Genomic DNA, 26,343 nt, shown 5'->3' with positions numbered 1-26,343 from the left:
TTTTCACAAAAAGATCTGATGTTGAATGTTCCGGCCCCTTCGCGAGCAAGCTCGCTCCCACATTTGAAATGCATTCCCCTGTGGGAGCGAGCTTGCTCGCGAAGGCTTCCTTAAAGGCGCCCAATCAGTTCGGATCAGTCTGGGGAAGAAGCTGCACCCCGAGATACAGCGCCAGCATCCCATCGAGCCGCAGCGGATCAACCCCGCTCAGTTCAGCAATCCGCTCCATCCGATAACGCAAACTGTTGCGATGAATGCCCAAGGCATCGGCACAGGCCTGACTCTGGCCATCGTGCTCGCACCAACTGCGCAACGTCGCCAGCAACTGGCCGTTGCCGTCCTTGGCAATCACCTTGCGCAGCGGTTTGAGCAATTCGTCCAGTGCATCATCGTTACGATGCCGCCACAACATCACTGGCAATCGATAACGGTTCAGCGTCAGCAATCGCGAATGCGGCAACACTTCGCGACCATAGGCGAGCAAGTCGCCCACGCGGCGATAACAACGGCGCAGCCCGGCGAGTCCATCGGCCTGCCCGCCCACGGCAATGCGCAGAATCTTCCAGCCGAGGCTGTCGAGTTTTTCTAGCAGGCGATCATGCTCGACGTTTTGACTTGCCGGGCGGCACCACAACAGCGATGACTTCGCCGAACTCACGCACCAGCTATCGGGATAACGCGACGTCAGCCAGGCACTCAACGCCTCGACGGTTTGCCCAGGTCCATGTTCAAGGCCCAGCTCGAACAGATACGGCACTCGCGTCAATTGCGGCTTGAGCCCAAGTTGCTGCGCCTCATCGACCAGACGCGGCGAGTCCCCCGCCTCGCTCAACAGCAGCGCCAGCAAATCATCACAACGCTGGCGCCGCCATTGCTGCTCGGCCTGTTGATTGCGCTGGCCAACGAGCATTTCGGCGGTCATGCGCACCAGTTCGGCATAAGTGCGCAACTGCTCCGGTTCGCCGGTGATGCCGAGTACACCGATCAAGCGCTGATCGAGCAACAGCGGCAGGTTGATCCCCGGTTGCACGCCTTTCAAATGCACAGCGGTTTGCGCATCGATCTCCACCACACGACCGTTGGCCAGCACCAGTTGCGCGCCTTCGTGACGAGTATTGATGCGCTCCGGTTCGCCACTGCCGAGGATCAACCCCTGGCTGTCCATGACGTTGACGTTGTAGGGCAAAATGGCCATGGCCCGGTCGACGATATCCTGGGCGAGGTCGTGATCGAGTTCAAACATAGCGGCGGCAATCCTTGATTTATGGCACTGGCGGTTGTTCACCCGCACAGGGTCTGACGGCAAACCCTGTGCGCAGGCACAAAGACAATCCAGCCAAAGGTGGCCGAGACTCTCGGGGCGATCAACGTTACCCTTTGCATCGCAAAAAATCATAATAAATAGAGAGAGCCGCTATGTCGCAGAGCGCCGCAGCTACCCAGACCATCGATGACGGTAAAAACGCCGTTTATAAACGCATCACCCTGCGTTTGATCCCCTTCATTTTCATCTGCTACTTGTTCAACTACCTCGACCGGGTCAACGTTGGATTTGCCAAATTGCAGATGCTTGATGCCCTGAAATTCAGCGAAACCGTGTACGGCCTCGGTGCCGGTATCTTCTTCATCGGCTACGTGCTGTGCGGCGTGCCGAGCAATCTGGCGTTGACCAGATTCGGCCCACGGCGCTGGATCGCGCTGATGATGATCACCTGGGGCACGCTGTCGACCTGCCTGTTGTTCGTCACCACCCCGACCGAGTTCTACACCCTGCGCCTGTTCACCGGTGCAGCTGAAGCCGGGTTCTTCCCGGGCGTCGTGCTGTACCTCTCGCAGTGGTTTCCGACCTTCCGCCGTGGCCGGATCATGGCGCTGTTCATGTCGGCGATCCCGGTGTCCGGTTTGCTCGGTAGCCCTTTCTCGGGCTGGATCCTCAATCACTTTGCTGCAGGCCAGGGCGGTCTGGCCGGTTGGCAGTGGATGTTCCTGCTGCAAGGCATTCCAACGGTAATCCTCGGCGCCCTCGCCTGGTTCCTGCTGAGCGACAGCTTCGCCAACGCCAAGTGGCTGAGCCCGCATGAGCGTGCAGTGCTGGAAGCGGATCAGGCCGAAGATTTGGCGAACAAACCGAAAACCACCTCCGACTCGCTGCTGGCGGTGTTCAAGAAGCCGGCGATCTGGGCATTTGGCCTGATCTACTTCTGCATCCAGAGCGGCGTGTACGCGATCAACTTCTGGTTGCCGTCGATTATCAAGAACCTTGGCTTCAGCGATAACCTGGTGATTGGCTGGCTGAGTGCGATTCCTTATCTGCTGGCGGCGGTGTTCATGCTGGTGGTCGGGCGCTCGGCGGACCTGCGCAAAGAACGCCGCTGGCATTTGGTGGTGCCGATGCTGATGGGCGCGATCGGTCTGGTGATTGCGGTGAATTTTGCGGCGAATCCGGCGATTGCGATTCTCGGTCTGACCATTGCCACCATGGGCGCGTTGACGGGTCTGCCGATGTTCTGGCCAGTGCCGACGGCCATGTTGAGCGCCGGAGCTGCGGCCGGTGGTCTGGCGTTGATCAACTCGATGGGGCAGATGGCCGGGTTTCTCAGTCCGTATCTGGTGGGTTGGGTAAAGGACAGCACGGGTTCGACGGATGCGGCGTTGTATTTGCTGGCGGGTGTGATTGTGGGCGGGAGTCTACTGGCGTTGCGCATGACGCGGACGTTGCGGGCTTGAGTTTTTGATGCACGGAAGAACGGCCCTTTTCAGGGTCGTTTTTTATTGGGGGTTCGGCTTGGAGTTTGTGGTGTTCTGTAGATCCTTTTCCCCCTCACCCCAGCCCTCTCCCCCAGGGGGGCGAGGGGGAAAGGGAGCCGATTGCCGAGCTATTCAGGATCTGAATTCGACTCGGTATTGCACGTCGGCGTACCTCTTTGAAACACCTCGGTCGGTCCCCTCTCCCTCCGGGAGAGGGTTAGGGTGAGGGCTGTGTTTAGCCAATAATTCACTTTGCCGCATTGCACGCTTCTGGTATTTGATTAACCCTTTCCCACCGACAAAAGGATTTCGGCATGAGCTTTCGCACTCTCGGGCACTCAGGGTTACAGGTGTCCACCCTCACCCTCGGCACAATGATGTTTGGCGAGCAGACCAGCGCGGAGGATTCGCTGCGCATCATCGACAAAGCCTGGGATCAGGGGATCAATTTCATCGACACCGCCGATGTCTACACCAACGGCCGCTCCGAAGAGATCGTCGGTGAAGCAATTGCCCGGCATCGGCATGAGTGGGTGCTGGCGACCAAGGTCGGTTTCGGCCCGGTGGACGGCGTGCCAAACCGCAGCGGCTTGAGCCGCAAACATATCTTCAATGGCATCGATGCCAGCCTGACCCGGCTCGGCACCGACTATCTCGACATTTATTACCTGCACCGTGAAGACCACAACACACCGCTTGAAGTCAGCGTGTCGGCGATTGGCGATCTGATCCGTCAGGGCAAGATTCGCTACTGGGGTTTGTCCAACTATCGCGGCTGGCGGATCGCCGAGGTGATTCGTATCGCCGATAAACTCGGTGTTGACCGCCCGGTGATCAGCCAGCCGCTGTACAACATCGTCAACCGTCAGGCCGAGACCGAGCAGATCACAGCAGCGCAAAGCTATGGCCTTGGCGTGGTGCCTTACAGCCCGCTGGCCCGGGGCGTGCTGAGCGGCAAATACGCACCGGACGCCAAACCGGACGCCAACAGCCGCGCCGGACGTCAGGACAAGCGCATTCTGGAAACCGAATGGCGCGTCGAGTCGCTGCGTATTGCCCAACAGATTCAGCAGTACACCGAGCAGCGCGGCGTCGGAACTGTGGAGTTTGCGATCGCTTGGGTGTTGAACAACAGTGCTGTGACGTCGGCGATCGTCGGCCCGCGGACGGAGCAGCAATGGGATGCGTACACCAAGGCGCAGGCCGTGAAGATCAGCGCTGAAGATGAGGCATTTATCGATTCGCTGGTCACGCCAGGGCACTCATCGACACCTGGATTCAACGATGTGAGTCATTTTGTGTCGGGGCGTAAACCGCACCAGGCTTGAGTTTGCCCGCCTCCCTTCGACAGCCGACACCCTCGGCTGTTTTTTCAGCGGTCAAAGCGCGATCAAACGGAATGAGTTGATTGATCGTTCAGAAATAACCAAGGACTGATAAATGCCCAATCGCCCCATTGCGGTTTCCAGCAAGCTTTTGCGCAGTCTGCTGTTCAAACTGCCAGGCGATAAGCTGCGCGATCCCTCTTCGTCGCAAGTAAACGCCACTACCGGCAAGCGCAAACCATCGATTGAATACCGTGCGGATATTGACGGACTGCGCGCAATCGCGGTGTTGTTGGTATTGATTTTTCACGGTGGTCTGACGTTTTTTCCGTCCGGTTTTATTGGCGTCGATATCTTCTTCGTGATCTCGGGTTATCTGACGACCGCGATCATCATGAAATCGCTGAACAACGGCACGTTCACTTTCTCGGGGTTCTACACGCGTAGAATCTGGCGCTTGCAACCGGCCGTGATTGCGTTGCTGGTCGTAACGCTGATAGTCAGCACGCTGCTGTATTTGCCCGATGACTATGTCGATTTTCTCAAAAGCGAAAAGTACACGTCGTTAATCATCTCCAACCAATACTTTTCCAAAGTGACAACGGGTTACGCCACGCCGGATACGGCGAGCCTGCCACTGCTGCACACCTGGTCACTGGCCATCGAATGGCAGTGGTATCTGGCCCTGCCGCTGGGCCTCTGGTTGCTTAACCGCTATCTGGCAAAAAGCGTTTTCAAAGCGGCGGTGCTCGGTTTGACCCTGGCGGCAATGGCGCTCGCGCTGTACCTGTCTTACGCCAATCCAGAAAAAAATTACTACTTCTTCACCGCGCGAATTTTCGAATTGATGATTGGCTCCTGCGCAGTCATCTTCGGCACAGGCAAGTTCAGGCTCAATCGCCTGAGCGCCTCTCTGGTCTGTGCACTTGCGCTTGTCACCATCATCTATTGCGCCACCCTCGACGATATCCTGCCGGGCTTCCCGCAGTACCACGCCATTGCCGTGTGCCTGGCCACTGCAGCGTTGTTGTTTCAGGGTATTGGTGATGCGAGCATCACCTCGAAACTGCTGGCCTTCAAACCGCTGGTGTTTATCGGCACGCTCTCGTACTCCTTGTATTTGTGGCACTGGCCGATACTGGCGGTGATGAGTTACATGGGCATCGCCCTCACCCTGCCGATGACCATCTTTTACTTTGTTTCGACGTTCGTTATGGCCTGGCTCTGCTATGTGCTGGTCGAAAACCGGTTTCGAAAGGCCAGGCTCGGCTTTGCCAAAACGCTGGTCGTGCTGATGATCGTACCGGCTATCGGTCTGTCGCTGCTCCACGCTGCCAGTGTCAGGCATGAAGGCTGGCCCGACCGTTTCAACCAAGGCTATAACGAGGTGTTCAATGGCTTGAAAGCCTCTGTTCCAGCCAATCGGGAAGGATGCCTGGGCGTCAGCGATGGCGCCGATCCTGGCTGCATATCAGGCGCCGTGCAGGCCGCGCCGCAAATATTGCTGATGGGCGATTCGTTTTCGAATCATTACTGGGGTTTCGTTGAAACACTGGCCAGGGATGCCAACCTTGCCGTCCTCACACAGGGCTACCCGGCGTGCCTGGCCTTGCCCGGGATCTACCTCTATGACGAGAGTAAATACACGAACGGGCTGTATCAAAAATGCCATAACGCCACTCAACGCTATTACGAGATGATTGCGAAGCAGCATTTCAAGTATGTGATCGTGGGTCAGTTCTGGGAGGCCTATCTCGACGACGACATCGTCACCAGCCGGGACGACCCGCGCAGCCCGGAACTGTCGCAACAACGCCTCGGCACCGCGATCCGCAAGGCGCTGGACAAGATTGTCGAGTCAGGCGCTACGCCGGTCCTTCTGGAAAACACGCTGCCCATGCCTGCCGGGATCAACACCTGCCTGCTGCAACAGGTCAAGTTGCGCGGCTTGATGGGCAGTGCCGAGCAAAGCAGTCTCTGCGCCACAGCGCCATGGTCAGGTGCCAAAGAGCCGGTGCTGGAAAAACTCTTCAATGACCTGAAGGCTGAATATCCCGGCTTGATCGTCATTGACCCGAAAATCGTGCAATGCAAAGACGACGCGTGTATGACCACCGTCGATGGCTTGCCGGTCTATCGTGATATTGGTCACGTCACCGATTACGCCTCTTACAAGTTCGGCGAGATGTACCTCAAGCGCTTCGGTAATCCGTTGAAGGTTGCTCAGTGATGTTTTCCTGGCACTGACTACGCTTGTGGAGGAATGGCCGCAGGCTGCGATCTTCGACTTTTAAAGGCAAGACCAAAAGATCGCAGTGGGCGGCAACGCCTAGACGGTATAGGTGTGAAGAATATTGAGCATCTGCCCAATATTCAGCACAAAAACCACGTATCCTTCGCGCCCCGTTTGACCATCAACCCGCGAGGACAGTTTGTCTAAAGGTATCGCTCTATCGGTTTCAGCCTCGGTGCTGTTTGCCGTCATGTATTACTACACCTCGTTGCTCACACCGTTGAGCGGCGTGGAGATCTTTGGCTGGCGGATGCTCCTGACGGTACCGTGCATGACCGTGTTCATGCTGGTGTCCGGAGAATGGCGGCGGGTGCTGGAGCTGGTGCGGTTGATGGCGGCAAAACCGAAATTGATCGCCGGCCTGCTCGTCTCCTCTGCCCTGCTCGGCGTGCAACTGTGGCTGTTCATGTGGGCGCCGCTCAATGGCTACAGCCTCGACGTGTCGCTGGGCTACTTTCTGTTGCCACTGGCGATGGTGCTGACCGGACGGATTGCCTACGGCGAGAGCCTGTCTTATTTGCAGAAAATTGCAGTGTTCTTCGCCAGTTTGGGCGTGCTCAATGAGCTGTATCAGGTCGGTGGTTTTTCCTGGGCGACGCTGGTGGTGGTGGTCGGCTATCCGCTGTACTTCGTGCTGCGCAAATACCTCAAGACTGACAACCTGGGTGGCTTGTGGGTCGATATGACCTTGATGCTGCCGGTGGCGTACTGGTTTGTGCAGGGTGGCGAGCAAGGCTTTGGCGTGTTTGACCAGTACCCGGGGCTGATGTGGCTGATTCCGTTACTGGGGCTGATCAGCGCATCGGCGCTGGTGGTGTACATCATTGCCAGCCGTTTGCTGCCGTTCAGTCTGTTTGGTTTGTTGAGTTATGTTGAGCCGGTGCTGTTGCTCGGTGTGGCGTTGTTGCTCGGTGAGAGCATCAAGTCCGGGGAGTGGCTGACGTACATTCCGATCTGGCTGGCCGTTGTGGTGCTGGTCTTCGAAGGCTTCAAACACCTGATGCGCCAACGCCGTCCTTAAAAGCGAAGGCTACGATCTTTTGATCTACAAAAAAAATCCCGGCTCTGCATTTCAGCAGGCCGGGATTTTTTCATTTCAGTGGCCGATTACTCGGTAGCAAGCACACCACGACGCACCTGATCGCGCTCGATCGACTCGAACAGGGCCTTGAAGTTGCCTTCGCCGAAACCATCATCGCCTTTGCGCTGGATGAATTCGAAGAACACCGGGCCCATCAGGGTTTCCGAGAAGATCTGCAGGAGCAGGCGCTTGTCGCCCTGCTCCGAGGCGCCGTCGAGCAGGATGCCGCGCGATTGCAGCTGATCAACCGGCTCGCCGTGGTTCGGCAGGCGACCTTCGAGCATTTCGTAGTAAGTATCTGGCGGCGCGGTCATGAAGCGCATGCCGATCTTCTTTAACTGATCCCAGGTCTTGATCAGGTCATCGGTGAGGAACGCAACGTGCTGGATGCCCTCACCGTTGAACTGCATCAGGAACTCTTCGATCTGGCCAGCGCCCTTGGACGACTCTTCGTTCAACGGGATGCGGATCATGCCGTCCGGTGCGGTCATCGCTTTCGAGGTCAGGCCGGTGTACTCGCCCTTGATATCGAAGTAACGGATCTCGCGGAAGTTGAACAGCTTCTCGTAGAAGTTCGCCCAGTAGGCCATGCGACCGCGATAGACGTTGTGGGTCAGGTGGTCGATGATCTTCAGGCCGGCACCGACCGGATTGCGATCAACGCCTTCGATAAACACGAAGTCGATGTCATAGATCGAACTGCCTTCGCCGAAACGGTCGATCAGGTACAGCGGCGCACCGCCAATGCCTTTGATCGCCGGCAGGTTCAGCTCCATCGGACCGGTTTCGATATGGATCGGCTGAGCGCCGAGTTCCAGTGCGCGGTTGTAGGCTTTTTGCGAATCCTTGACGCGGAACGCCATGCCGCACACGGATGGGCCGTGTTCGGCGGCGAAGTACGACGCCACGCTGTTCGGTTCGTTGTTGAGGATCAGGTTGATCGCGCCCTGACGGTACAGGTGCACGTTCTTGGAGCGGTGGGTCGCGACTTTGGTGAAGCCCATGATCTCGAAGATCGGCTCCAGGGTGCCCGGCACCGGCGATGCGAGTTCAATGAATTCAAAGCCCATCAGGCCCATTGGGTTTTCGTATAAATCTGCCATGGTGGCGCCTCATCATTTCTTATCAATTAACCAGGGTTATTTGTCAGTCATGCGAGGTCGGTGGGTGGCGCGCAGGAGATGCCACGCACACTGCGGGCGAGGAAGTCACCGTAGATCAGTTGAAACCCGAATATCTTCATTGTCGACCCAAGGCTCTTGCGGGCGAGGCTTCTGCTGCCAGAAGACGATTATTATTGTATGCGTAACCCGATTCTACACAGCGTAAATAGGCTTGTCTGCCCTCCCTATAAAATCCGCTTTTTCGCGCCCGGTGCAAGGGGTTTGTTGCACAGGTAGATGCCACTCAGGATCAGCGCGCCACCGAGGTACATGGCCGGTGTCAACTGTTCGCCCAGCAGCAGCGCGCCAAGGATGACCGCCGTCAAAGGATTAAGCGCGATAAACACCCCGCTGCGCGTCGCGCCGATTTTACGGATGCCATCGTAATAGCCGATGTAGGCCAGCGCCGAGCCCAGGACACCGAGGTACAGCAGGCTCAGCCATTGCGCCACGCCCAGATTATTCAGCGCCTGCCAGCTCAGCTCGCCGCGTACCGCCGCCAGAGCCCACAACATGAGTGTGCCGATCAGGATCGAGTACGTCACGGTCTGCACCGGCCCTAACGTCCGATTCAGATCACGGGAAAACAACGAATAAACGCCCCACCCCAGCACACAGCCGAGAATCAACAGATCGCCGATCCATGCCTGCGGCGTTGCGGCCAGCCATTGCGGATTGCGGCTGACGATCACCAGGCCAGCACCGCCAATACAGATCGCGATACCAGCAGTTTCAAGTCTTCCCAGACGCTCTTTAAACAACCACCACGAGGCGAGACCGATTACCGCCGGGTTCAACGCCACAATCAACGAAGCGCGCGACGCGTTGATGTATTGCAGGCCGTAAAAAAAGCACAGGTTATAGAAGAAGATCCCGAAGAACCCCAGCAGCGCCAGGTGCAGCCATTGTCGTGGAGTCGGCCGTGCCAAAGGGATCCGCGCCAGCCACAGAAAGCCGAGCAGCACCGCACTGGCGAGCAGGAAACGCAGGCTGGCGGCGAACACCGGACTCAGGCTGCCGGCGAGAAAACGTCCAGCGACAAAGGTGCCCCCCCAAACCATAGTCACCATCGCGAGTGTCAGATAAACCGGGATGTCGGATGATGTTGTGTGCAGTTGCCCGACGTTGCGCATGAGGCTCCAGACCAAAGCTTTTGAGGAATGCCGTATCATTCACCTCATTTCACATCATCGTAAAATGAGCAAAAACTCATGACCCTCACACAACTGGAAATCTTCTCGCTGGTCGCCGAACTGCGCGGTTTCACCCTCGCGGCCCATCGCCTGGGGATTTCGCAGTCGGCGGTGTCCCACGCAATGAAGTCGCTGGAGCAGGAACTGGGTGTCGAACTGCTGCGCCGGCATCAGTCGTCCGTGGAGCTCAGTGACATCGGTGAGCAATTGCTGCTGCGCGCCCGCGCCATGCTCGGGCTGGCCAACACCTTGCGCCAGGAAGCCGCCGATGCGCGCGGCATGAAAAGCGGCACCTTGCGCATCGGCTCGTTCGGCCCGACTTCGTCGATCAAGTTGCTACCCAACATTCTGCGGCAATATCGCGAGGCGCATCCGGGCATCGAAGTGCACATCGATGAAGGGCCGGATCGACAAGTGACGCAATGGCTGGAGGAGCGGCGGATCGACATCGGCTTCGTGGTGCTGCCAGAGGAGCGCTTCGACACCTTCACCTTGATCGAAGACCAGATGGTTGCGCTTCTCCCGGTGGGCCATGTGCTGGCAGCCCGAACCGCGTTGAGCCTCAAGGATTTGTGCGATGCACCGTTTGTCCTGACCGAAGCGGGTTCTGCGGAGCTGGTGTCGCGACTGTTCATGGCCGCGCGTTTGCAACCGAACATTCGCTATCGCTGCTCGCAGTTGCTCAGCACACTCGATACGGTTGGCCGTGGCGACGCCATCACGATTGTCGCCGARGGTTCTTTGCCGCAAGAGGCAGCGCCTCGCTACGTAAAGAGGCCATTGCTGCCCGCCGTACAACGTCAAGTCGGACTCGCCGTGCTTGATCGGCGCCAGGCATCTCCCGCCGCTCTGGCCTTTATCGCGCTGGCGACGCGAATGAAGCACTGATGAGCGGCGCAAGCGCCTTCTGCCATCTATCCTCCCCTCTGGCTGAAGTTATTTCAGCGGCGCGCCGTTATCCGGCCTGAATTCAATAGTTCCATTCCACCGCGACAGGATGCGCCCATGCCGTTGACCGTCAGACTCCGCCGCAAACGCAGCACACGCATTCTCGTCACACTACTCAGCGGTTTGCTTCCGGTGCTGCTGGGCAGCGCCATTCTTTACATGCAGGCCGGACGCACGCTGGAGCAAGGTTCACAACAGACCGCCGAAGAGGCACTGCAGCAGTTCGAGTTGATGCTCGACAACACCGCGCAAGCGGCGCGCGAATTGCTGCCATTGGCCGGTCAGAATTGCGAAAACGTCAAACTCGCCTTGCGCGAGCAAGTAACCCGCCGCCCGTTCGTGCGCTCGACCAATCTGGTGTGGGACGACAACCTTTATTGCAGCTCTTTGTTTGGCGACTTCAAGGAAGCCGTCAACGCGGGCGACTACAACCAGGGCAAGTTGTGGCTGATGAACGGCAATCCGGTCACCCCCAACACCGCGCTGCTGGTTTATCGGCTCAGCGAAGGTCGCGGCGGCGCATTGACGACACTGGACGGTTACCATCTAAGCAATATGTTGCGTTTGATCGGCCGGCACATGTTGCTGGTGCTGCAAGTGGGCGATAACTGGCTGTCGGCCGACGGCAAAGTCCACACCGGTACCCTCCCCACGCTGCCGATAGCGCAAAACACCCTGGCCTCCTCCCGTTATGCGTTCAGTGTTTCTGCCGGGTTTCCCGAGGGCGAAACCTGGCGCTACATGGTCGATGAATATCCGCCGCTGTTCAGTCTGCTGATTTTTTTTGGCGTGGTGTCGGGGGCCATCGGCCATGTCCTGCAGAAGCGCTCCACTTCACCGAGCCACGAAATGCTCCGCGCGCTCGAGGCTGGCGAGTTCATTCCCTACTTCCAGCCCGTGGTGCATGGCGACAGCAAGGCATGGTCGGGAGCTGAAGTGTTGATGCGCTGGACTCACCCGAAAGAAGGCCTGGTACGTCCGGATCTGTTTATTCCATTCGCCGAGCATTCGGGGTTGATCGTGCCGATGACCCGCGCCCTGATGCAACAAACTGCCGCGCTGCTGGGGCCGCTATCAGCAACGTTCACCGCGCCATTTCATATCGGCATCAATATCACTGCGAGCCATTGCAAAGACCTGGAACTGGTGGAGGATTGTCGAACGTTTCTCGCCGCGTTCGCCGCATACAGCATCAACCTGGTGCTGGAGTTGACCGAGCGCGAATTGATCGAGCCGACCGACATCACTCGCCAGCTGTTCGAGCAACTGCATGCGCTGGGTGTGAAGATCGCGATTGACGACTTCGGCACCGGCCACTCAAGCCTGGGCTACTTGCGCAAATTCAATGTGGATTTCCTCAAGATCGATCAGAGTTTCGTTGCCATGATCGGTGTCGATGCGTTGTCCCGACACATTCTCGATACCATTATCGACCTGTCGGCCAAGCTTGATCTGGGTATTGTTGCCGAAGGTGTCGAAACTCAGGCGCAAGCCGATTATCTGACCGCACATCACGTCAACTTTCTGCAAGGGTATCTGTTCGGCAAACCGATGCCGGCTGCGGAATTCATCAGCGCGTTAACTCACCATTAACTAAGCCAGATTAAGACGAGCGTACCGGCCAGGCGCACCAAATTGATACAAAAGACCGCTGTTGTTACATGAGGACAACATCAGGATTTACTCTTGGCGCATTAACTACTACAATTTTTTCAACCTGAGCAAGATTGGCAGGTGAGCCATTTATCACCGAGTCGCTTCAAGGCTCTTGGCTTATTAGCTTTGTTTGCGGTTGGTATCAGCCAAACACACTATTGGAGTAAAGATATTGTCCAGACTCGCTGAATTTCGTGCAGCTGAAAAGGCCCTTCAGGAACAGCTCAAACAGCTGGAATCGCTGAAGAACGATGCCGGGCTCAAGAAAGAAATCGAATTCGAAGAAAAGCTCCAAGGGCTGATGAAAACCTACGGCAAAGGCCTGAAGGACATCGTCGCCATCCTCGATCCGAACCCGGCAAAATCCGCTTTGCAGACTTCTGCAGCCCCTAAAACCCGCCGCGCTCGCGTGGTCAAGGTTTATCAGAATCCGCATACCGGTGAACTGATCGAAACCAAGGGCGGCAATCACCGTGGCCTGAAAGCCTGGAAGGAACAATACGGTGCAGCCACCGTTGATTCCTGGTTGCGCGGTTAATCCAACGCCAATAAAAAAGCCCTGCATGACGCAGGGCTTTTTTGTTGACAATATCTAACAAATGAAATGAATTTCATCGAACAAGTTGCGGGTTTTCTGTAACGTTGCTGAGTCAGAAAGCTAAACATTTTGCGGCGCGATGTTGCGATCAAGGCCGCCATTAAACTTTGTGCTTAATCCGTTCGGGTATCTAACCTCCTCCGTGAAGAGTACAGCGCCTTAAAGTTTCAAGCTGTTTCTCAGCGCCACTATCTCGTCTGCGCTGGCCTTATAAATCTCAGCTTGCCCGGCGTAGGAAAGAACATAAGCCTTGTCCGCCTCGACTGCCGCCACGAGGGTTTGCGACAACACATGCCGACCGTTTTCGGTGATGGTGCAAGTGGTTTCCAGCGCCGACAAAGTACCCAGCGTCGCCGGATGCACTTTGTTGCAGACACTTTGGTAACCGCCCTGGAAGAAGTCCTTCTGTATCGACTTGCGCATCTCCAGCAGCACGCCCTGCAAATTGACCTGATGCCCTGCTTCGACATGAGTCATGGTCAATTCCATAACCATCACCTGATTGCCATCGGCGTCATTCTTGACCGCGCGCTGACGGGAAACCTGTGCAGCCGCCTCGGGCAGCGCCTCGACTTGCCAACCGGCTGGCCAGGTAATGCTTGGTTCGTCCGCTGACGCGCAGACCGCCACAAGCGACAACACAAAAAAAACAAACACGGATTTAAACAGTCGGATCATTGCCGGACGCACTCGCAGATTGAACCGTAAAGTCTGAGGCTCGCCCGCACGCAGGGCAAGCCTGCCCTTTCATTTGGCGATGCCGACAGGCATGCGTATCATTGCGTCCATTCACTCGCCCATAGTTATTGGAGGGCTCATGAGCCTGCACGAACTCAATACGTTCCCCGGCGTCACCGCCACCCCAGACAGCGCAACCCGCAACTTCGTTTTCAACCACACCATGTTGCGCGTCAAAGACATCACTAAATCCCTGGACTTCTACACCCGCGTCCTGGGCTTCTCGCTGGTGGAGAAACGCGATTTCCCGGAAGCCGAGTTCAGCCTGTACTTCCTCGCACTGGTCGACAAAGCGCAGATCCCGGCCGACGCGGCTGCCCGCACTGAGTGGATGAAGTCGATCCCGGGCATTCTCGAACTGACCCATAACCACGGCACCGAAAACGATGCGGATTTTGCCTATCACAACGGCAATACCGACCCGCGTGGTTTTGGTCATATCTGCATTTCGGTGCCGGATATCGTCTCGGCCTGTGCACGCTTTGAAGAGTTGGGCTGTGACTTCCAGAAGCGCCTGACCGATGGCCGCATGAAGAGCCTGGCTTTCATCAAGGATCCGGATGGTTACTGGGTCGAGATCATTCAGCCTGCGCCGCTGTAAAAGCTGAAAAGCCCCTCACCCTAACCCTCTCCCATAGGGAGAGGGAACTGATTGGGGGATATKCAAGAATTCCGCCGACRTGARAGATCTTTACCGAATCCATAATCGACTCGGTCATTCAGGTCGATGGAAAACGCCAGACACCTCGGTCGGCYCCCTCTCCCTCGGGAGAGGGCTGGGGTGAGGGGCAGCTTTTCACGCGCAATAAAAAACCCGTGATCGCTCACGGGTTTTTTCATTTCTGGCTGGACGCTTACGCCGGAGCCGAAGTGCGGATCAGGTGATCGAAAGCACTCAGCGAAGCCTTGGCGCCCTCGCCCACCGCGATCACGATCTGCTTGTACGGCACGGTGGTCACGTCGCCGGCAGCGAAGATGCCCGGGATCGACGTTTCACCCCGGTTATCGACAATAATCTCGCCCCGTGGCGACAGCTCGATAGTGCCCTTGAGCCAGTCAGTATTCGGCAGCAAACCGATCTGCACGAAGATCCCTTCCAGCTCGACGGTACGCAACTCATCGGTGTTGCGATCCTTGTAGCGCAGGCCGTTGACCTTCTCGCCATTGCCGGTGACTTCAGTGGTTTGCGCACTGGTGATCACCGTGACGTTCGGCAGGCTGTGCAGTTTGCGCTGCAATACCGCGTCGGCACGCAGTTGTACGTCGAACTCCAGCAGCGTCACGTGCGAGACAATGCCGGCCAGGTCGATGGCCGCTTCAACGCCGGAGTTACCGCCGCCGATCACTGCCACGCGCTTGCCTTTGAACAGCGGACCGTCACAGTGCGGGCAGTACGCCACGCCTTTGTTGCGGTATTCCTGCTCGCCCGGCACGTTCATTTCACGCCAGCGCGCACCGGTCGCGAGAATCACGCTCTTGGCTTTGAGGGTCGCGCCGCTGGCGAAACGGACTTCGTGCAGCTCGCCGTTTTTGCCCGGAATCAGCTTGTCGGCACGTTGCAGGTTCATGATGTCGACGTCGTATTGCTTGACGTGTTCTTCCAGCGCCGTGGCCAGTTTCGGTCCTTCGGTTTCCTGTACGGAAATGAAGTTCTCGATGGCCATGGTGTCGAGCACCTGGCCGCCGAAACGCTCAGCGGCGACGCCAGTGCGGATACCTTTACGTGCAGCGTAAATCGCTGCCGACGCACCGGCCGGGCCACCACCGACGACCAACACATCAAAGGCCTCTTTGGCGCTGATTTTCTCAGCCTGACGCTCGATGGCACCGGTGTCGAGTTTGGCCAGAATCTCTTCCAGGCCCATGCGGCCTTGACCGAAGTTCTCACCGTTGAGGTAGATGCTCGGCACGGCCATGATCTTGCGATCGTTGACTTCGTCCTGGAACAACGCACCGTCGATGGCGACGTGGCGGATGTTCGGGTTGAGCACAGCCATCAGGTTCAGCGCCTGGACCACGTCCGGGCAGTTCTGGCAGGACAGCGAGAAGTAGGTCTCGAAGCTGAACTGGCCTTTGAGCGAGCGGATCTGCTCGATCACTTCAACACTGGCTTTCGATGGGTGGCCGCCGACTTGCAGCAGGGCCAGCACCAGCGAGGTGAACTCGTGGCCCATCGGGATACCGGCGAAACGCAGACTGATGTCGGCGCCCGGGCGGTTGATCGAGAACGATGGCTTGCGTGCATCGTCACCGCTGTCGATCAGGGTAATTTGGCTCGAAAGACTGGCAACGTCTTTCAGCAGTTCCAGCATTTCACGGGATTTCGCACCGTCGTCGAGGGAGGCAACGATCTCGATCGGCTGGGTGACCCGTTCCAGGTACGATTTCAACTGGGCTTTAAGATTGGCGTCCAACATACGGGCGATTTCCTTTATTTGAGGCGAAAAAAAGCCCGAGCGAAACTCGCCCGGGCATTTTTATTGGGCGGTGCAGCGTACTTAAGAAGGTGCGGCGTACCGCCCTGCATTGCGTGTCACAGACTTAGATCTTGCCGACCAGGTCCAGGGACGGTGCCAGAGTGGCCTCGCCTTCTTTCCACTTGGCTGGGCAAACTTCGCCTGGGTGAGCAGCAACGTACTGAGCAGCCTTGATCTTGCGCAGCAGCTCGGAAGCGTCACGGCCAACGCCGCCATCGTTCAGTTCAACGATTTTGATCTGGCCTTCTGGGTTGATCACGAAGGTGCCACGGTCAGCCAGACCAGCTTCTTCGATCAGCACGTCGAAGTTGCGGGAGATGGCGTGGGTCGGGTCGCCGATCATGGTGTATTCGATTTTGCCAATGGCTGGCGAAGTGTTGTGCCAGGCAGCGTGGGCAAAGTGGGTGTCGGTGGAAACGCTGTAGATCTCTACGCCCAGTTTCTGGAAGGCAGCGTAGTTGTCAGCCAGGTCTTCCAGCTCGGTTGGGCAAACGAAGGTGAAGTCGGCTGGGTAGAAGAATACAACCGACCACTTGCCTTTCAGGTCAGCGTCCGAGACTTGAACGAAGTCGCCGTTTTTGAACGCGGTAGCTTTGAACGGTTTAACTTGGCTGTTGATGATAGGCATTGATGACTCTCCGTCAGGGTTGTGAATTCGATGGGTGAATCCTACCCACTCACTCGACGGATGGCTCATTGGCAAACCTGATGCTGCTGATTTGTTTTCGCTATTAGCCGACTGTATTAATAGAAGAAAACGATATCTACGACGAAGCCGGGTTATCCGTAATCCGAGCCATCCCTTGGAATGGGCTGACTTCAACATAGCGCATCGCCGACTTCATATCCTTCCAGCCGACGTAACTCATCAACGATTTCAGATCCCAGCCACTTTGGTGTGCCCAAGTGGCAAAGCCGCGACGCAGGGAATGGCTGGTGTAGTTTTCGGCGGCAATCCCGGCACGCTGCAACGCCTGGCGCAGCAAAGGAATGATGCTGTTGGCGTGCAGGCCCTCCTCGTTCAGATTGCCCCAGCGGTCGATGCTGCGGAAAACCGGGCCGCGTACCAGCGCCGCTTCGGTGATCCAGTCGATGTAGGCCTGCACCGGGCAGAGCTTGAGCAGCGCCGGCGCTTGATAGGTCTGCCCGAGGTTTTCCCGATCGCCTTTGCTACGCGGCAAATACAAGGTGATGCCTTTGCCGGCATGCGCTTGCACATGTTCGATTTGCAGGCGGCACAGCTCATCGCTGCGGAAGCCGCGCCAGAAGCCCAGCAGAATCAAGGCGCGATCACGATAAGCCTTGAGCAGTAGCGGACGATCCTGCTGTTCTTTTGCGGTTTGCGCCTCATGCTCCAGCCATTCGATGACGCGCTGCAAATCCTGCAACTGCAACGGCTCAGCCTGTTTCTCCTGCGCTGGATGCAAAGCCCGAATCCCTTTGAAAACCTTGCGCACCACCGGCGCCTTGGTCGGATCGGCAAACCCTTGGCTGTTGTGCCACTGCGCCAGCGCCGACAGACGCAGCTTCAGCGTGTTTATCGACAACTCTTCGGCGTGCGCTACCAGATACCGCGCGACGCTGTCGGCCGTCGCCGGCAAGAACCCGCCCCACTTCACTTCGAAATGCTCGATGGCCGCGCGATAGCTACGGCGCGTGTTGTCACGGGTGGCGGCTTGCAGATAGCGATCCAGGTCGCTCATGGGCTGTTTTCTCGCTGGCGTACTGATGCAGGAATGCAAAGGCGCATTTTGCCGCCTGACACTGGGTAATACCAGTATATCCCGCGTCTTCAATATCAAAGGTTTATCTTTATTTTTGAGATGGTACACTGCGTACTTTAGTGGCATGTACCACAGTACGTAAACGTAGGAGTTCACATGGCCCGTGGCGGCATAACCAAAGCACTGGTGCAGATCGCGCGCACAGCGATCCTCGCCCGTGGCGAACACCCGAGCATCGATGCAGTACGCATTGAAATGGGCAACACCGGCTCGAAAACCACGATCCATCGCTATTTGAAAGAACTGGATGACGGCGCCCAGCCCGTTGAAGCCTCGGCTGAGCCTATCGATGACGAGTTGACCGCCCTCGTCTCGAGGCTCGCCCAACGCCTCAAAGAACAAGCGCAAGAGCCCATCGAGCAAGCCCGCGAGCAGTTCGAGGAGCAGCGCGAAGCACTGGAGTCGGAGCTGCAACAGACGCGTCAGGCACTGGAAAAGCTCGAACACGAGCACGACATTCAAGGCGCTGCACTGGCGCGTGAATCCGAAGCGTTGAACAACACACGCTCGATGCTGCAGACCGAGCAGACCCGCAATGCCGGGCTGAATCAGGCATTGGCCGACTTTGAGTTGCGCTTGCAGGACAAGGACGAGCAGATCCGCTCACTGGAAGAAAAACACCTGCATGCCCGTGACGCGCTGGAGCACTACCGCAACGCCAGCAAAGAGCAGCGCGAGCAGGAACAGAGCCGCCACGAAGCGCAGGTGCAGCAGATTCAGGCCGAATTGCGTCAGGCGCAGCAAAGTGCATTGGTCCGCCAGGACGAGATCACGCAACTGCACCGCGACAACGAACGCCTGCTCACGGAAAACCGTGGCACGCAGCGCGAACTGAGTCTGCTGCAGGATCAGCTCAAGCAGAGCAATCAGCGTCAGGATCAACTGCTCGAGCAAGCGACCCGCGTCGACAGCGAACGCACCCTTCTCCAGGAACGCCTGCGCGTGGCCACCCTGGAAAGCCAGACACTCAAGCAGAGCGTCGAGGAGCAGACGCTGCTCAACCAGTCACTGAAAAAGGAATTGAACAAGGCTCAGGCAAGCCTGGAAGAAAGCCAGCGTCTGGCGGCTGCCGTTACGGCAGCGCCAGACTCAGCCAAGCCGAAAGACGCTTAAGCGCCGACCGGCGTACGCATGGTGACGAATTCTTCGGCGGCCGTCGGGTGTACCCCGATCGTGTCGTCGAAGTCGCGCTTGGTTGCGCCAGCCTTCAACGCAATCGCCAAACCCTGAACGATCTCGCCAGCGTCCGGGCCGACCATGTGGCAGCCGAGGACTTTGTCGGTCTTGCCGTCGACTACCAGCTTCATCAGCGTCTTTTCCTGACACTCGGTCAAGGTCAGCTTCATCGGGCGGAAGCGGCTCTCGAAAATCACCACGTCGTGGCCAGCCTCGCGTGCATCTTCTTCGGTCAAACCAACTGTACCGATGTTCGGCAGGCTGAACACTGCAGTCGGGATCATCTTGTAATCCACTGGGCGGTATTGCTCAGGCTTGAACAGACGCCGCGCTACGGCCATGCCTTCTGCCAGAGCCACAGGCGTCAGCTGCACGCGACCGATGACATCACCCAGGGCGAGAATGGACGGCTCGCTGGTCTGATATTGCTCGTCAACCTTGATGAAGCCTTTGTCGGTGAGCTGCACATCGGTGTTTTCCAGCCCCAGATTGTCGAGCATCGGACGCCGGCCGGTTGCATAGAAAATGCAATCCGCTTCCAGCTCACGACCGTCCTTGAGGGTGGCTTTCAGGCTGCCGTCAGCCTGCTTGTCGATGCGCGCGATATCGGCGTTGAATTGCAGATCCAATCCACGCTTGGTCAGCTCTTCCTGCAAATGCTTGCGCACCGAACCATCGAAGCCGCGCAGGAACAGATCGCCGCGATACAGCAGCGTGGTGTTCGCGCCAAGGCCGTGGAAGATCCCGGCAAATTCGACCGCAATGTAACCGCCGCCAACCACCAGCACACGCTTTGGCAGCTCCTTGAGGAAGAACGCCTCATTGGAACCGATGGCGTGTTCGCGCCCCGGAATCTCCGGAATCTGCGGCCAGCCACCGGTAGCAATCAGAATATTCTTCGCGGTAAAGCGCTCGCCATTCACCTCAACCTCATGCGGGCCGACAATCTTCGCGTGCGCCTCATGCAAGGTCACGCCGCTGTTGACCAGCAGATTGCGATAAATGCCGTTGAGGCGATTGATCTCGCGATCCTTGTTGGCAATCAGCGTCGCCCAATCGAAATTTGCCTCACCCAGGCTCCAGCCAAAACCGGACGCCTGCTCAAAGTCTTCGGCGAAATGCGCGCCGTACACCAGCAACTTTTTCGGCACACAGCCGACGTTAACGCAGGTCCCGCCCAGATAACGGCTCTCCGCCACCGCCACTTTCGCACCGAAACCGGCCGCAAAACGCGCAGCACGCACACCGCCGGAACCGGCACCAATCACATAAAGGTCAAAATCGTAGGCCATTTCTATCTCCTCGGCAGGGGATCAGCATACCTGCAGCCACCCATTGGGCAAGCGCTGCCAATCATATGGGGGCGCAAAATAAAAAAACCCGCCGAAGCGGGTTTTTCTTACAGACAATTCAAGCGCTCTTAATAAGCCTTGCCAGTCTTGTAGAAGTTCTCGAAGCAGAAGTTGGTTGCTTCGATGTAGCCTTCAGCACCACCGCAGTCGAAACGCTTGCCTTTGAACTTGTAAGCCATGACGCAGCCGTTCTGGGCTTGTTTCATCAGGGCGTCGGTGATCTGGATTTCGCCGCCCTTGCCTGGCTCGGTTTGTTCGATCAGGTCGAAGATGTCCGGAGTCAGGATGTAACGACCGATGATTGCCAGATTCGACGGCGCATCTTCCGGCTTTGGCTTCTCGACCATGCTGTGAACGCGGTAGATGTCGTCGCGGATCATCTCGCCGGCGATAACGCCGTACTTGCTGGTTTCCTGCGGATCGACTTCCTGGATGGCGATGATCGAGCAACGGAACTGCTTGTACAGCTTGACCATCTGGGTCAGTACGCCGTCGCCTTCGAGGTTGACGCACAGGTCGTCCGCCAGCACCACGGCGAACGGTTCGTCACCGATCAGCGGGCGACCGGTGAGGATCGCGTGGCCCAGACCTTTCATTTCGGTTTGACGGGTGTAGGAGAACGAGCACGAGTCGAGCAGTTTGCGGATACCTACCAGGTATTTCTCTTTGTCGGTGCCTTTGATCTGGTTTTCCAGCTCGTAGCTGATGTCGAAGTGGTCTTCCAGAGCACGCTTGCCACGACCGGTCACGATGGAAATTTCCGTCAGGCCAGCGTCCAGAGCTTCTTCAACGCCGTACTGGATCAGTGGCTTGTTTACCACCGGCAGCATTTCTTTAGGCATGGCTTTAGTCGCTGGCAGGAAGCGAGTACCGTAACCGGCTGCTGGGAACAAGCATTTCTTGATCATATAAGTCCTTGAAAGGGCTGTGTGTACGAGTTTCGGCGCAGTCTAATCAGGCGGCGTGCACCTTACAATGCCCCGCACTGGCTAACCGATGCCAACATAGAGAAATATTCTCGCCGATAGTTCCATCGACATCCTGGCGCAGCCAGATCAGCGTAGCTCAAAGCAGCCGAGAAACTGAATCACCATACGCTCATCGCCCCCCAATGCGAGCATTTGCCGGTATCATGGCGCCTTTGAACCAGCGAACGAGACAGATAGATGGCTGCGGTAAAAATCGTCAACGGGTATGTGATCGACAAGAAAGACGGCAAGTGGACGCTGACCACGACCAATGGCGAACACATCGCCGGGCCTTTCGACAGCGAACAAATGGCGACCGATGTAGCGGCAGTGTTCACCGACACTCCGGCATCGGCCAAGCGCCGCGGCAAAGATCAGGACTGATCGACTGCGACGCCCCAAGCCCTGCCCTTGAGCAGGGCTTTTTTGTGCCCACTTACAAACAAGTGGCCAAACGCTATAACCTTTTCACACCGGCGCTGTCAGAGCGTCTAGTCCCCCTCGCTGAAGACCACAAACATGAATCTGAAAAAATGGCTGCCCCTGATCGCGGTATTGGCACTGGCCGGTTGCGCCACCTCCCAACCCACATACCTGAACAATGGTGAACAGGGGCTGTCGATCGATTGTTCCGGCGAAGCGAATTCCTGGGCGACCTGCTATGAAAAAGCCGATGCCTCCTGCGCGGGCACTGGCTACCGAATCGTTGGCACCGACGGCACACCCCAGCCCAAGGAAAGCGACAAAACCCTGGGCGTTGATGTCGGCAACTACAAGAACCGCAGCGTTGTCGTGGTCTGCAAATAGACCTTACATATGAATTTCGGCGAACTTGATACCGAGTCCACGAACGACTTCGATCAGATCGTCGAGACGGTTGAAGGATTCGACTTCGTCGTTATCGTCGACCAGAAAGTAGCTGCGCCCGGCGCTCTTCTTGAAAAACACGATCCACTCACCCGGATTCGCCGGGTTCTGGATAACATGGGTGGCAGAGATCAGGCCCTCTACGTGGCGCTCCCGTACTTGCTCTCGCTTCATCGCGACTCCAGAAATGAAAATGCCGTCACAGCATGACTGCGACGGCATCGGTGCTGATGACTGTCAGTCTATCAGCCGGAAATACACGCATTGGCGGCCTTTTGCACGTCACGCGGGCGAACCGGCACATTCGACATGCGCTCATGCAACTTGATGCTGCTGCCACCGGAGCGATCTTCGATATCAAACACCGCGGCTGCACCCGTAGAAAGTTTCCCCGGTACGATGACCCGAACCCCGTCCTTGTGCGGCTGCACTTGCAGCGCGCCGCGGCTGTCTGCCAGTTTATCGGCCAGACACTGGGCATATTCATGGGGTTTCTTGCCGGAGATCACGCTCATGGTCGGCAGCGTTTCATTGATTTCGGAAACACTCGCACAACCACCCACAGCCAGAATCAACGGCAGACACACCACACCCCACTTCATACAAAACCTCCGTTAAAGACCGTCCGACAGCACAAATGCCGTTTTTCTCCGGGGCCTTCTGCATTTAACCCGCATCCGATTGCGAATATCTGTTCAAAATTGTCAAACCAACGCCCGACGGCCAGATAATAACCCGTGCGGGCTGATAAACTGCGCGCAATTACAAGCTATCGTTTTGATTTTGTAGAAAAAGCCCTTCTGGAGGCGCCCATGAAATTCATTCACCAGCGCGAACACCTCAACGAAGACGACATCGTCGTCATCCAATGCTCGCAAATGTGCAACATCCGTCTGATGAACGACGCCAATTTCCGCAGCTTCAAGAACGGCGGCCGTCACACCTATCACGGCGGCGCCTTCGACACCTTCCCGGCCCGTATCACCGCGCCGAGCACCGGTTTCTGGAACATCACCATAGACACGGTCAACCGCCGTGCGATCAGCGTAACCCGCAAGCCGACGCTGACCCACTCGATCAAGATCATCCGTCGCTCCAGCACCAAACTCAGCTGAGACACGCCGCTCAACCAGAAAGGAAAGCATGACCGTGGCCCAAACAACCAAATACGTCATCAAGTACAAACTCAACGGTGAACGCCGCTTCGAGTTCGCGCAGCTGGAAAACGGCACTGCCGAAGAAGCCAAGGCCGCTCTGGAGGCCCTTCACGGCCAGAGTGACGACGTGATCAGCGAAATCTCGGTAAGCAAAGCACTGTAAGGCGCGGCAGCGAATTTGACCGCAAGCGGCGGAGTGTTCTGCCGCCAGGCCTTGCCTAGACTGACTTTCTTCGACCAAGCGTCAAGGAGTCAGCATGTCGATGTCACCCTCGCGTCTGGATTCGCTCGACTGGGCAAGCCTTGCGCAGCAACTGGATCAGGACGGCTACGCGATCATCCGTTCGCTGCTGCTGACCAACACCTGCGATCACCTGAGTGCGCTGTATCCACAGACCGAACCGTTTCGATCGCAGGTCATCATGGCCCGCCACGGCTTCGGTCGCGGCGAGTACAAATACTTTCGATATCCCCTGCCGACACCGGTAGAACGCCTTCGCTGCGCGTTGTATCCGCGCTTGGTCCCATTGGCCAATCGCTGGTACGAACGCATGCACCTGCCCGAACGTTTTCCGGCGAACCACGCCGAGTTTCTTCAGCGCTGCCATGCCGCCGGTCAACGACGCCCTACCCCTCTTCTGTTGCAGTACGGCCCGCAGGACTACAACTGCCTGCATCAGGACCTGTACGGCGAATCGGTTTTTCCGCTGCAAGTGGCGATTCTTCTGTCAGAACCCGGGCAAGACTTCAGCGGCGGAGAGTTCGTTCTCACCGAGCAGCGCCCGCGCATGCAATCTCGCCCGCACGTACTCGATCTGACGAAAGGTGATGCGCTGATCTTTGCCGTGAATCAGCGCCCCGTCAAAGGCGTGCGCGGCGACTACCGGGTGACCATGCGCCACGGCGTCAGTCGCCTGCACAGTGGAAAAAGGCATACCCTAGGCATCATCTTTCACGACGCAACCTGATGGCCATGTCCTCAACAACTCTCGACCTGTTCGCTGACCACGAACCCGAACAACAAGCCCGAGCCGAACAAATTGGCGAGCAATCCTGGCTATTGCGCGGCTTCGCCCTGCCGATTGTCGATCAATTGCTGCCGGCACTGGACGCCGTTCTCGCAGCGGCCCCCTTGCGCCACATGGTCACACCGGGCGGTTTCAGCATGTCAGTCGGCACCAGCAGTTGCGGTGAGTGGGGCTGGATCACTGATCGCAGCGGCTATCGTTATTCGAGTGTCGACCCGCTCAACGGGCTGCCTTGGCCGCAGATGCCGAAAACCTTCGCTGCTCTGGCGCATTCGGCAGCCGAGCGAGCTGGTTTCTCTGGCTTCAATGCAGATTCCTGCCTGATCAATCGCTATGTCCCCGGCGCAAAAATGTCATTGCATCAGGATAAAGACGAAAAGGACTACGCCGCGCCGATCGTTTCCCTGTCACTCGGATTGCCTGCCATATTTCTGTTCGGCGGTTTTGCGCGCAGCGACAAGACCCGGCGAATTCCGCTGCTGCACGGTGACATGGTGGTCTGGGGCGGCGTCGACCGATTACGCTACCACGGCGTGTTGCCAATCAAGCACGGTCAGCATCCGCGCTTGGGTCAACAGCGGATCAATCTGACGTTTCGGGTCGCTCGCTGAACCCGAAAAATTTGACCGCAAGGCCCGGAGTGTTGTGCCTGGCGAGGCTGGTTAACCTGAATCAAACAGGTCAACGGATTACTCATCATGAAAACGCTTTCGACCCCGCTTGATACCGAAAATGATCCACGCTGGGCCGCCGTGCTTGCACGGGATCCGCAGGCGGACGGGCAGTTTGTCTATGCGGTAAAAACTACGGGCATCTACTGCCGCCCGAGCAGCCTGGCACGCTTGCCGAAACCGCAGAATGTCGAGTTTTTCGACACCGCCCAACAGGCCGAAGTCGCGGGTTATCGGCCGAGCAAACGTGCGAGCAAGGATCAAAGTGATGTCGCCGCGCAGCATGCCGCGACCGTCGCCACGGCATGCCGGCAAATCGAGATGGCCGAAAATCCGCCCGCCCTGAACGAGCTCGCAGAGACGGCCGGTTTGAGCCCGTTTCACTTTCATCGAGTGTTCAAAGCCGCCACTGGCCTGACGCCAAGAGCCTACGCCGCCGCCCATCGTTCGCGCAGAGTGCGTGAACGTCTCGCGGACGGCAATTCGGTGACGGATGCTCTATATGACGCAGGCTTCAACTCCAACAGCCGTTTCTACGAATCGGCCAATCAACTGTTGGGTATGAAACCTGGCGACTACCGCGCTGCCGGTCAAAACAACGACATCCATTTTGCCGTAGGCCAATGCTCGCTGGGCGCGATTCTGGTGGCGCAAAGCGAGCGTGGGGTGTGCGCGATTTTGCTGGGTGACGACCCGCATCAACTGGTGTGCGACCTGCAGGATCAGTTTCGCAAAGCCAACCTGATTGGCGCAGACAGCGGGTTTGAACAGTTGATTGCCAAAGTCGTGGGTTTTATCGAAGCGCCGGCCATTGGCCTGGATCTGCCACTGGACGTACGGGGGACGGCGTTTCAAGAACGTGTCTGGCAAGCGTTGCGGGAGATTCCGCTCGGCAGCACCGCCAGCTATGCCGAGATTGCCCAGCGCATCGGCGCGCCGACGTCCATGCGCGCAGTGGCTCAGGCGTGCGGGGCCAACCGCCTGGCGGTGGCAATCCCTTGCCACCGCGTGGTGCGCAGCGATGGCAACCTTTCCGGTTATCGTTGGGGGGTCGAGCGCAAGCGTCAGTTGCTTGAGCGCGAGACGCCGGCGTGAACGGTCAATGGATGCTACGCAGCCT

Annotated in this window: 27 protein-coding genes; 16 read left to right on the top strand and 11 right to left on the bottom strand. The window is 57.5% G+C overall.

Features of this window, described 5'->3' with window-relative positions; all coding sequences use genetic code 11:
- Positions 1 to 124 precede the first annotated feature (124 nt).
- Positions 125 to 1,243: a sugar diacid recognition domain-containing protein gene (locus AC1DVF_RS19675; RefSeq protein WP_320336682.1), complete on the bottom strand. Its 1,119-nt coding sequence runs from the start codon at positions 1,241 to 1,243 to the stop codon at positions 125 to 127.
- 173 nt (positions 1,244 to 1,416) lie between these two features.
- On the opposite strand from AC1DVF_RS19675, the gene AC1DVF_RS19670 reads away from it, so the two are divergent.
- From AC1DVF_RS19670 to rarD, 4 genes are all read left to right on the top strand, one after another.
- Positions 1,417 to 2,727 carry an MFS transporter gene (locus AC1DVF_RS19670; protein WP_460091061.1) on the top strand — a complete coding sequence of 437 codons (1,311 nt, stop codon included), beginning with the start codon at positions 1,417 to 1,419 and terminating at the stop codon, positions 2,725 to 2,727.
- A gap of 335 nt (positions 2,728 to 3,062) precedes the next feature.
- A complete protein-coding gene (locus tag AC1DVF_RS19665) occupies positions 3,063 to 4,076 on the top strand; it encodes an aldo/keto reductase (protein WP_099759281.1) in 1,014 nt (337 codons plus the stop codon).
- Between the two features lie 112 nt (positions 4,077 to 4,188).
- Positions 4,189 to 6,303: an acyltransferase family protein gene (locus tag AC1DVF_RS19660; protein WP_477783008.1), complete on the top strand. Its 2,115-nt coding sequence runs from the start codon at positions 4,189 to 4,191 to the stop codon at positions 6,301 to 6,303.
- 202 nt (positions 6,304 to 6,505) lie between these two features.
- The gene (gene rarD / locus AC1DVF_RS19655; RefSeq protein ID WP_093431116.1) at positions 6,506 to 7,387 is read left to right on the top strand and encodes an EamA family transporter RarD; all 882 of its coding nucleotides are present in this window, start codon (positions 6,506 to 6,508) and stop codon (positions 7,385 to 7,387) included.
- 86 nt (positions 7,388 to 7,473) lie between these two features.
- On the opposite strand, the gene hppD is transcribed toward rarD, so the two are convergent.
- The gene (gene hppD, locus AC1DVF_RS19650) at positions 7,474 to 8,550 is read right to left on the bottom strand and encodes a 4-hydroxyphenylpyruvate dioxygenase (RefSeq protein ID WP_007912211.1); all 1,077 of its coding nucleotides are present in this window, start codon (positions 8,548 to 8,550) and stop codon (positions 7,474 to 7,476) included.
- A 245-nt stretch (positions 8,551 to 8,795) separates the two neighbouring features.
- Entirely contained in the window at positions 8,796 to 9,743 is a 948-nt protein-coding gene (locus AC1DVF_RS19645) for a DMT family transporter (RefSeq protein WP_099759282.1), read from the bottom strand.
- 78 nt (positions 9,744 to 9,821) lie between these two features.
- Here AC1DVF_RS19645 and AC1DVF_RS19640 point away from each other — a divergent pair, with 78 nt between their 5' ends.
- The 3 genes from AC1DVF_RS19640 (at position 9,822) to AC1DVF_RS19630 (ending at position 12,945) form a co-directional block, all read left to right on the top strand.
- Positions 9,822 to 10,691 carry a LysR family transcriptional regulator gene (locus tag AC1DVF_RS19640; RefSeq protein WP_093431107.1) on the top strand — a complete coding sequence of 290 codons (870 nt, stop codon included), beginning with the start codon at positions 9,822 to 9,824 and terminating at the stop codon, positions 10,689 to 10,691.
- A 117-nt stretch (positions 10,692 to 10,808) separates the two neighbouring features.
- On the top strand, positions 10,809 to 12,344 hold the full coding sequence (locus AC1DVF_RS19635) for an EAL domain-containing protein (protein ID WP_477783007.1): 1,536 nt from the start codon (positions 10,809 to 10,811) through the stop codon (positions 12,342 to 12,344).
- A 235-nt stretch (positions 12,345 to 12,579) separates the two neighbouring features.
- Complete coding sequence (locus AC1DVF_RS19630; RefSeq protein WP_093431101.1) at positions 12,580 to 12,945, top strand: histone-like nucleoid-structuring protein, MvaT/MvaU family; 366 nt, start codon at positions 12,580 to 12,582, stop codon at positions 12,943 to 12,945.
- A gap of 219 nt (positions 12,946 to 13,164) precedes the next feature.
- Here the strand turns inward: AC1DVF_RS19630 and AC1DVF_RS19625 are convergent, their stop codons facing one another.
- Positions 13,165 to 13,683: a DUF4946 domain-containing protein gene (locus AC1DVF_RS19625; RefSeq protein WP_093431098.1), complete on the bottom strand. Its 519-nt coding sequence runs from the start codon at positions 13,681 to 13,683 to the stop codon at positions 13,165 to 13,167.
- Positions 13,684 to 13,822: 139 nt separating this feature from the next.
- Between AC1DVF_RS19625 and gloA the strand changes: the two genes are divergently transcribed.
- Positions 13,823 to 14,344: a lactoylglutathione lyase gene (gloA, locus tag AC1DVF_RS19620; RefSeq protein ID WP_460091065.1), complete on the top strand. Its 522-nt coding sequence runs from the start codon at positions 13,823 to 13,825 to the stop codon at positions 14,342 to 14,344.
- Between the two features lie 253 nt (positions 14,345 to 14,597).
- On the opposite strand, the gene ahpF is transcribed toward gloA, so the two are convergent.
- From ahpF to AC1DVF_RS19605, 3 genes are all read right to left on the bottom strand, one after another.
- Positions 14,598 to 16,160: an alkyl hydroperoxide reductase subunit F gene (gene ahpF / locus AC1DVF_RS19615; RefSeq protein ID WP_038368199.1), complete on the bottom strand. Its 1,563-nt coding sequence runs from the start codon at positions 16,158 to 16,160 to the stop codon at positions 14,598 to 14,600.
- Positions 16,161 to 16,284: 124 nt separating this feature from the next.
- A complete protein-coding gene (ahpC, locus tag AC1DVF_RS19610) occupies positions 16,285 to 16,848 on the bottom strand; it encodes an alkyl hydroperoxide reductase subunit C (protein ID WP_034154256.1) in 564 nt (187 codons plus the stop codon).
- A 136-nt stretch (positions 16,849 to 16,984) separates the two neighbouring features.
- The gene (locus AC1DVF_RS19605) at positions 16,985 to 17,923 is read right to left on the bottom strand and encodes a site-specific integrase (protein WP_477783006.1); all 939 of its coding nucleotides are present in this window, start codon (positions 17,921 to 17,923) and stop codon (positions 16,985 to 16,987) included.
- Positions 17,924 to 18,100: 177 nt separating this feature from the next.
- Between AC1DVF_RS19605 and AC1DVF_RS19600 the strand changes: the two genes are divergently transcribed.
- Positions 18,101 to 19,117 (top strand): DNA-binding protein, encoded by a 1,017-nt coding sequence (locus tag AC1DVF_RS19600; protein ID WP_093431083.1) that lies wholly within the window; start codon positions 18,101 to 18,103, stop codon positions 19,115 to 19,117.
- Here AC1DVF_RS19600 and gorA read toward each other — a convergent pair.
- Both gorA and galU read right to left on the bottom strand, forming a co-directional pair.
- On the bottom strand, positions 19,114 to 20,472 hold the full coding sequence (gorA, locus tag AC1DVF_RS19595; RefSeq protein WP_477783005.1) for a glutathione-disulfide reductase: 1,359 nt from the start codon (positions 20,470 to 20,472) through the stop codon (positions 19,114 to 19,116). The genes AC1DVF_RS19600 and gorA overlap by 4 nt on opposite strands.
- 128 nt (positions 20,473 to 20,600) lie before the next feature.
- Positions 20,601 to 21,440, bottom strand: a complete 840-nt coding sequence (gene galU, locus AC1DVF_RS19590) for a UTP--glucose-1-phosphate uridylyltransferase GalU (protein ID WP_093431079.1) — start codon at positions 21,438 to 21,440, stop codon at positions 20,601 to 20,603.
- 258 nt (positions 21,441 to 21,698) lie between these two features.
- Between galU and AC1DVF_RS19585 the strand changes: the two genes are divergently transcribed.
- Together AC1DVF_RS19585 and AC1DVF_RS19580 are read left to right on the top strand one after the other, a co-directional pair.
- The gene (locus AC1DVF_RS19585; protein ID WP_090283267.1) at positions 21,699 to 21,884 is read left to right on the top strand and encodes a hypothetical protein; all 186 of its coding nucleotides are present in this window, start codon (positions 21,699 to 21,701) and stop codon (positions 21,882 to 21,884) included.
- Between the two features lie 135 nt (positions 21,885 to 22,019).
- On the top strand, positions 22,020 to 22,307 hold the full coding sequence (locus tag AC1DVF_RS19580; protein ID WP_093431076.1) for a hypothetical protein: 288 nt from the start codon (positions 22,020 to 22,022) through the stop codon (positions 22,305 to 22,307).
- A gap of 3 nt (positions 22,308 to 22,310) precedes the next feature.
- Here AC1DVF_RS19580 and AC1DVF_RS19575 read toward each other — a convergent pair whose 3' ends face one another.
- On the bottom strand, positions 22,311 to 22,541 hold the full coding sequence (locus AC1DVF_RS19575; protein WP_008082673.1) for a hypothetical protein: 231 nt from the start codon (positions 22,539 to 22,541) through the stop codon (positions 22,311 to 22,313).
- A 71-nt stretch (positions 22,542 to 22,612) separates the two neighbouring features.
- Positions 22,613 to 22,969, bottom strand: coding sequence for a hypothetical protein (locus tag AC1DVF_RS19570; protein ID WP_093431070.1), 357 nt, complete (start codon positions 22,967 to 22,969; stop codon positions 22,613 to 22,615).
- Between the two features lie 210 nt (positions 22,970 to 23,179).
- Between AC1DVF_RS19570 and AC1DVF_RS19565 the strand changes: the two genes are divergently transcribed.
- The 5 genes from AC1DVF_RS19565 to ada all read left to right on the top strand — a co-directional run bounded on the left by AC1DVF_RS19565 (position 23,180) and on the right by ada (position 26,318).
- Positions 23,180 to 23,482 carry a DUF1883 domain-containing protein gene (locus tag AC1DVF_RS19565; RefSeq protein WP_007912251.1) on the top strand — a complete coding sequence of 101 codons (303 nt, stop codon included), beginning with the start codon at positions 23,180 to 23,182 and terminating at the stop codon, positions 23,480 to 23,482.
- 34 nt (positions 23,483 to 23,516) lie between these two features.
- Positions 23,517 to 23,687, top strand: coding sequence for a hypothetical protein (locus tag AC1DVF_RS19560; protein ID WP_093431686.1), 171 nt, complete (start codon positions 23,517 to 23,519; stop codon positions 23,685 to 23,687).
- 94 nt (positions 23,688 to 23,781) lie between these two features.
- On the top strand, positions 23,782 to 24,492 hold the full coding sequence (locus tag AC1DVF_RS19555; protein WP_257355272.1) for a 2OG-Fe(II) oxygenase: 711 nt from the start codon (positions 23,782 to 23,784) through the stop codon (positions 24,490 to 24,492).
- Positions 24,493 to 24,497: 5 nt separating this feature from the next.
- Complete coding sequence (alkB, locus tag AC1DVF_RS19550) at positions 24,498 to 25,163, top strand: DNA oxidative demethylase AlkB (protein WP_320336675.1); 666 nt, start codon at positions 24,498 to 24,500, stop codon at positions 25,161 to 25,163.
- Positions 25,164 to 25,250: 87 nt separating this feature from the next.
- On the top strand, positions 25,251 to 26,318 hold the full coding sequence (ada, locus tag AC1DVF_RS19545; protein ID WP_477783004.1) for a bifunctional DNA-binding transcriptional regulator/O6-methylguanine-DNA methyltransferase Ada: 1,068 nt from the start codon (positions 25,251 to 25,253) through the stop codon (positions 26,316 to 26,318).
- The last annotated feature ends 25 nt before the right edge of the window (positions 26,319 to 26,343 follow it).

Source organism: Pseudomonas sp. P4_D7, from assembly GCF_056401755.1.
The sequence above is the reverse complement of the archived record's forward strand: the minus strand, read 5'-3'. Positions and strand labels throughout refer to the sequence as shown.

Bases quoted from the DNA above. Each gene is read 5' to 3' on its own strand.
- AC1DVF_RS19675 (WP_320336682.1), bottom strand. From the start codon at position 1,243: ATGTTTGAACTCGATCACGACCTCGCCCAGGATATCGTCGACCGGGCC.
- AC1DVF_RS19670 (WP_460091061.1), top strand. From the start codon at position 1,417: ATGTCGCAGAGCGCCGCAGCTACCCAGACCATCGATGACGGTAAAAAC.
- AC1DVF_RS19665 (WP_099759281.1), top strand. From the start codon at position 3,063: ATGAGCTTTCGCACTCTCGGGCACTCAGGGTTACAGGTGTCCACCCTC.
- AC1DVF_RS19660 (WP_477783008.1), top strand. From the start codon at position 4,189: ATGCCCAATCGCCCCATTGCGGTTTCCAGCAAGCTTTTGCGCAGTCTG.
- hppD (WP_007912211.1), bottom strand. From the start codon at position 8,550: ATGGCAGATTTATACGAAAACCCAATGGGCCTGATGGGCTTTGAATTC.
- AC1DVF_RS19645 (WP_099759282.1), bottom strand. From the start codon at position 9,743: ATGCGCAACGTCGGGCAACTGCACACAACATCATCCGACATCCCGGTT.
- AC1DVF_RS19635 (WP_477783007.1), top strand. From the start codon at position 10,809: ATGCCGTTGACCGTCAGACTCCGCCGCAAACGCAGCACACGCATTCTC.
- AC1DVF_RS19625 (WP_093431098.1), bottom strand. From the start codon at position 13,683: ATGATCCGACTGTTTAAATCCGTGTTTGTTTTTTTTGTGTTGTCGCTT.
- gloA (WP_460091065.1), top strand. From the start codon at position 13,823: ATGAGCCTGCACGAACTCAATACGTTCCCCGGCGTCACCGCCACCCCA.
- ahpF (WP_038368199.1), bottom strand. From the start codon at position 16,160: ATGTTGGACGCCAATCTTAAAGCCCAGTTGAAATCGTACCTGGAACGG.
- ahpC (WP_034154256.1), bottom strand. From the start codon at position 16,848: ATGCCTATCATCAACAGCCAAGTTAAACCGTTCAAAGCTACCGCGTTC.
- AC1DVF_RS19605 (WP_477783006.1), bottom strand. From the start codon at position 17,923: ATGAGCGACCTGGATCGCTATCTGCAAGCCGCCACCCGTGACAACACG.
- AC1DVF_RS19600 (WP_093431083.1), top strand. From the start codon at position 18,101: ATGGCCCGTGGCGGCATAACCAAAGCACTGGTGCAGATCGCGCGCACA.
- gorA (WP_477783005.1), bottom strand. From the start codon at position 20,472: ATGGCCTACGATTTTGACCTTTATGTGATTGGTGCCGGTTCCGGCGGT.
- galU (WP_093431079.1), bottom strand. From the start codon at position 21,440: ATGATCAAGAAATGCTTGTTCCCAGCAGCCGGTTACGGTACTCGCTTC.
- AC1DVF_RS19585 (WP_090283267.1), top strand. From the start codon at position 21,699: ATGGCTGCGGTAAAAATCGTCAACGGGTATGTGATCGACAAGAAAGAC.
- AC1DVF_RS19580 (WP_093431076.1), top strand. From the start codon at position 22,020: ATGAATCTGAAAAAATGGCTGCCCCTGATCGCGGTATTGGCACTGGCC.
- AC1DVF_RS19575 (WP_008082673.1), bottom strand. From the start codon at position 22,541: ATGAAGCGAGAGCAAGTACGGGAGCGCCACGTAGAGGGCCTGATCTCT.
- AC1DVF_RS19570 (WP_093431070.1), bottom strand. From the start codon at position 22,969: ATGAAGTGGGGTGTGGTGTGTCTGCCGTTGATTCTGGCTGTGGGTGGT.
- AC1DVF_RS19565 (WP_007912251.1), top strand. From the start codon at position 23,180: ATGAAATTCATTCACCAGCGCGAACACCTCAACGAAGACGACATCGTC.
- AC1DVF_RS19555 (WP_257355272.1), top strand. From the start codon at position 23,782: ATGTCGATGTCACCCTCGCGTCTGGATTCGCTCGACTGGGCAAGCCTT.
- alkB (WP_320336675.1), top strand. From the start codon at position 24,498: ATGTCCTCAACAACTCTCGACCTGTTCGCTGACCACGAACCCGAACAA.
- ada (WP_477783004.1), top strand. From the start codon at position 25,251: ATGAAAACGCTTTCGACCCCGCTTGATACCGAAAATGATCCACGCTGG.